At 49.9% G+C, this 4,564-nt stretch carries 4 protein-coding genes; 3 read left to right on the top strand and 1 reads right to left on the bottom strand.

Annotated features, from left to right (window positions below; all coding sequences use genetic code 11):
* Positions 1-112: 112 nt before the first annotated feature.
* The gene (locus tag JF818_RS02435) at positions 113-1,387 is read left to right on the top strand and encodes an ISL3 family transposase (protein ID WP_117331564.1); all 1,275 of its coding nucleotides are present in this window, start codon (positions 113-115) and stop codon (positions 1,385-1,387) included.
* Positions 1,388-1,469: 82 nt separating this feature from the next.
* The gene (locus JF818_RS02430) at positions 1,470-2,762 is read left to right on the top strand and encodes an amidohydrolase family protein (protein ID WP_198890398.1); all 1,293 of its coding nucleotides are present in this window, start codon (positions 1,470-1,472) and stop codon (positions 2,760-2,762) included.
* Here the strand turns inward: JF818_RS02430 and JF818_RS02425 are convergent.
* Positions 2,706-3,062 carry a hypothetical protein gene (locus tag JF818_RS02425; RefSeq protein ID WP_198890397.1) on the bottom strand — a complete coding sequence of 119 codons (357 nt, stop codon included), beginning with the start codon at positions 3,060-3,062 and terminating at the stop codon, positions 2,706-2,708. The genes JF818_RS02430 and JF818_RS02425 overlap by 57 nt on opposite strands.
* 233 nt (positions 3,063-3,295) lie before the next feature.
* Here JF818_RS02425 and JF818_RS02420 point away from each other — a divergent pair.
* The coding region (locus JF818_RS02420; RefSeq protein ID WP_198890396.1) for a nitronate monooxygenase family protein at positions 3,296-4,564 on the top strand (1,269 nt) is incomplete at its 3' end.

The raw sequence follows: 4,564 nt of genomic DNA, 5'->3' as shown, positions 1-4,564 counted from the left end.
GGCCTTTCGCTGTTTTGAGTGGGTAGAATCCTAAAGAGGCAAAGTGATAGTGGAAAACTCTGGGAGTGCTGTGGTACTGTTTTGGTATCATAGGACAGAGAGGTAATTCACGATGAACGGATTCTCCCAGACAGACATCTTCACCATGGCCCTTGGCTTGACTGAACCCTGGAGGGTAACGAATGTTGAGATGGTCCCCTCAGAGAAGAATCCGGACAAGATGGAAGTACACATCACTGTTGATTACCAGGAAGGGAGCAAGTTTCCCTGCCCCGAATGCGGTGAGAGCTGCCGCATCTATGATTCAAAGCGGAAGGTCTGGCGGCACCTGAACTTCTTCCAGTACCGTTGCTACATCCACGCCAGGGTTCCGCGCATCGAGTGCGAGCAGCACAAGGTCAGGTTGGTGGAGGTTCCCTGGGCGAGGTCGGGAAGCGGCTTCACCCTGCTGATGGAGGCAGTCCTGCTGACGATGCTGCAGCAGATGCCGGTCAGCCAGGTCGCCAAGCAGGTGGGCGAGCATGACACCAGGCTGTGGAGGCTGATCAGCCTGTACGTACAGCAGGCCCTTGAGAAGCAGGACTTCAGCGGGGTCGATGCCATCGGGGTGGACGAGTACAGCCACAAGGGCCAGCATTACATCACCGTATTCCTGGCACATCCTGAGAAGGACGGTTCCAAGGCTAGGGTATTGTATACGGTGGAAGGAAAAGGCAAGGATACGGTGAAGCAGTTCCTGCACATCTTCAAGGCCAAGCAGGGAGAGCCGGACAAGGTGGGGGACGTGACCAGCGACATGTGCCACGGCTACCGAAATGCCATGACAGACGCATTCCCCCAGGCAAGGACGACGGTGGACAAGTTCCACGTCGTCAAGATGATGGGTGACTCAGTGGACCAGGTCAGGCGCCGAGAGATGCGTTCCAAGGACAGAAAGAAGATCGGGTCGCTGGAAGGAACCCGCTATCTGTGGTTGAAGAACAAGCAGAACCTCACAGAAAAGCAGCTGAGCCAGTTGGAGCTGCTGCTGAGCACAGACCACCTGGATACCGTCACCGCCTACAACTACCGCCTGAAACTGCAGGGATTCTATGAGAATTGCCTTGATTACGAGAGTGCTGTCGAAGCTTTCGAGGCCTTGTGCATGGAGCTGTCCAACAGCCGCATAGCGGAGATGCAGAAGGTGGGTCAGTCGCTCACCCGCAATGCCTTGGAGATTCTCAACTACTTCGATTCCAGGAAGACCAACGCACTTCTGGAGGGATTCAACTCGATGATAAGTCTGATCAAGCACAGAGCAAGAGGGTTCAAAAACATGAAGAATTTCATGGCAATGATCTATTTTGTCTGTGGAGAGCTTGCACTTCCTAAAGCCACCATCATGTAGGGTTACCCACTCGATTCAGCGAATAACCCAAAAGCGCCATCTTTCACTTGGAAGCAATAAAAGCAGATGGTATGGTTTATGCATGATACTCAAACAAACACGTTTCCTGGGCCCAGATTACTCCCTGCACAAGAAAGACATCAGAATAGAAGATGGAACCATCACTGATATTGAGGATTCCTTGCATGGGGAATCAGGAGAAGAAGTCATCGATTGTTCAGCCTTCCTGCTCTACCCCGCCCTCGCTGATTGTCATGTGCATACGCCAGACACTCTGCTCAGGGGACTCTTCAGTGATATGAGCCTCCATAATTGGTGTAACGAGACAGAACAAGGACGACTGCAAACAGATCTGTTTGAGTATCTCGACAACAGTGTAGGAACGCCCGCATTTGAAACGCTGGTTCTGTATGCCTATCTGCAATATGTGAAATCAGGTGTCGGCTTCATCGTAGAGACCGGACAGGCGGATGAGAGCAGTGGGATTCTGGAAGCATGTGCTGAGAAGATTGGTATCAAGGCCTTGGTTGACTGGTACGACGAGAATCCCAGCCATGAACTTACCTGCAATCACATACAGCGTGGCACCCATCTACCAGAAGAAGAGGACCTGGATGAAAAAGGGCTGCAGGAGGCAATCCAAAGAGTTGAGAAAACTGCTTGGCCCCTCATGACCCACTGTCTGGAGACACGCTTCAGAAGAGAAGAAGTACTCAGGAAATTTGGCATGTCCACTGTGGAATTGCTGGAAAAGAAAGCCCTGCTCGGCAAGCAAACGATTCTGTTCCATTGTGTGGAGACTACTGAACGGGACCGCGCAATGCTTGCTTCAAGCAAGGCAACAATCGTGCACTGCCCGATTTCCAACCTCATCTCTGGAGCACGTTCCATGAACCTTATAGATCTAATGGAGCGAGGGGCTCGTATCACACTGGGAACCGATTTTCTCACTCATGATATCTGGGAAGTCATGCGCACCACCTACGCAGAGCTGAAGCAGAGCAACAAGAGCGAACACCTCGGGGCATCCCATGTCTGGAACATGGCGAGCAAGGCAGCAGCCCCGATAGCTTCTTCCTCAGGATACCAAGGGACGATTGCCGTTGGAGCTCCGGCCGACATGCTATTCGTGGAGGACGGGCTTGCTCTCTCCCCACTTATAGAAACGCCGGGATTCTCCAATGTCGCCTACAATACCTTGATCCACACCCGACCCTCCATGATCAAACACGTTATGCTCGGTGGGCGTTGGATAATACAGGAAGGACGGTGCCTTACGATCGATGAAGAAAAACTTGAGAGGGAATATGCGGCGATTTTACGAAGTGTGCTCGCCGAGAAGCTCGTCAATCGCCCTGATGGCAACTCTCATTGAACTGATTCTTCTCTCCAGCAGGGTCCTTTGAGGACTCCCTTGTGCTAGTTTTGCGTATGATCTCTCCAAGGAAGGAATAAGATCCGAGAGAACTGCATTACCTTCCTTGAGCTCATCTATGCTATACGATGAAGCATCAGCAAAGAGCACAGCAAAACCTAGCCTATAAGCATGTAGGCGCCTCTCTGCCAATGCCGTGGAGGCTCCTTTTCGCTGGAGAGTGAGAATGGTTTTCTCTAACTTTCCAATGGTAGAGAGAAAGGAAGCTCTTCCTTTCTCCTGCTCTTCTAAAAGCATCATATTCATTCTTCCATACTACTCAAAATCCACTGCTTTCGTCTAGAAAGCATAGTTTACTCTACGTGGCGTCCACCTATTTCTCTGACGGGTCTTTATATTCTCTGCAATATTCACTCCACTACAATGAAGACTTAATAGGGAACAGGGGAAAAGAATCTTTTCTAACACTATTACAAAATCTGTAATTATGTTAATGTTAGGCTATACTAGTACCTGCAATAAAGGAATGTAGCATGACAATACCGGATTTAGAAACTTTACATACAAATCTCAAGAGCGTATTGCACCATTGTGTACAACAACTCCATCTAGGGGAGGTCAAGCCTGCTATTGAGAAAATCCTCAGTTCAAAGATTACCTGGCCGGAGCTGAGAATCGGAAACCTTGTGGCAAAGACCCCTATCGTACAAGGGGGAATGGGAGTTGGAATCTCTCTCTCCTCACTGGCATCGGCTGTTGCCAATGCTGGAGGTATTGGGGTAATTGCAGCCAATGGAATAGGCCTGCTTGAGAAAGACTACTATGAGGACGGTAGAGCCGCCAACCTTAGAGCATTCAGGAATGAAATCCGTAAAGCCAGAAGCTTGAGTGATGGAATCATTGGGGTGAACATCATGGTCGCTGTGAATGATTTCCACCAACTCCTCGATGTAGCCATTGAAGAGAAAGTGGATATCGTTTTTCTTGGAGCGGGCCTCCCGATCAAGAACATCCCAGTAGAAGCACTCAGAAAAGCAGACGTCAAACTTGCCCCAATCGTAAGCTCTGCAAGGGCTGCACAGATGATCTTCCGGATGTGGGAGAAGCTGTATAACGACACCCCGGATGCAGTTGTGGTTGAAGGACCAAAGGCAGGTGGACACCTAGGATTTACCGCTGAGCAATTGGATGACCCAGAGTACCAACTCGAGGCCATTGTCCCCACCGTGGTGGAAGCACTGAAACCTTTCGAAGAGAGCAAGGGTGTTGCCATTCCTGTAATTGCAGGAGGTGGTGTCTACACAGGAAAGGATATCTACAAGGTACTAAGCCTTGGTGCGAGTGCCGTACAGATGGCAACCCGTTTTGTTGCAACTGATGAATGTGACGCCGATATTCGTTTCAAGGAAGCCTATGTTTCCTGCACGAAGGAACAAATCGGTCTCATCAAGAGTCCCGTTGGAATGCCTGGTCGTGCAATTCGCAACCAGTTCATCCTTGATAGTGAAGCAGGGAACAATCCCTCATTCCGTTGTGCTTGGAAGTGTCTTGCCACCTGCAAGGCAGAGCAAGCGAACTACTGCATCTCCATTGCATTGAACAATGCAAGAAGAGGATTGCTTAATAGCGGATATGTATTTGCGGGTAGCAATGCCTATCGGGTAAAAAGAATTATACCGGTAGCTACCTTGGTTGAAGAGCTTCAGCGTGGATACCAGCTGAATGTGCAAGCCAAGCTGACTGAACTGCTGGATGCAGTAAAAGCATTGCTTGATGCGTATGGAAAGAGAGAAGCTTTACTG

It is taken from the genome of Sphaerochaeta sp. S2, from assembly GCF_016406725.1.
In the GTDB taxonomy this organism is placed as follows: Bacteria; Spirochaetota; Spirochaetia; order Sphaerochaetales; family Sphaerochaetaceae; genus Sphaerochaeta.
This window is presented reverse-complemented; position numbering and strand designations above follow the sequence as displayed.

What these genes read in the sequence shown, in the direction of transcription:
- JF818_RS02435 (WP_117331564.1), top strand. Translation starts at nt 113, where the DNA reads ATGAACGGATTCTCCCAGACAGACATCTTCACCATGGCCCTTGGCTTG.
- JF818_RS02430 (WP_198890398.1), top strand. Translation starts at nt 1,470, where the DNA reads ATGATACTCAAACAAACACGTTTCCTGGGCCCAGATTACTCCCTGCAC.
- JF818_RS02425 (WP_198890397.1), bottom strand. Translation starts at nt 3,062, where the DNA reads ATGATGCTTTTAGAAGAGCAGGAGAAAGGAAGAGCTTCCTTTCTCTCT.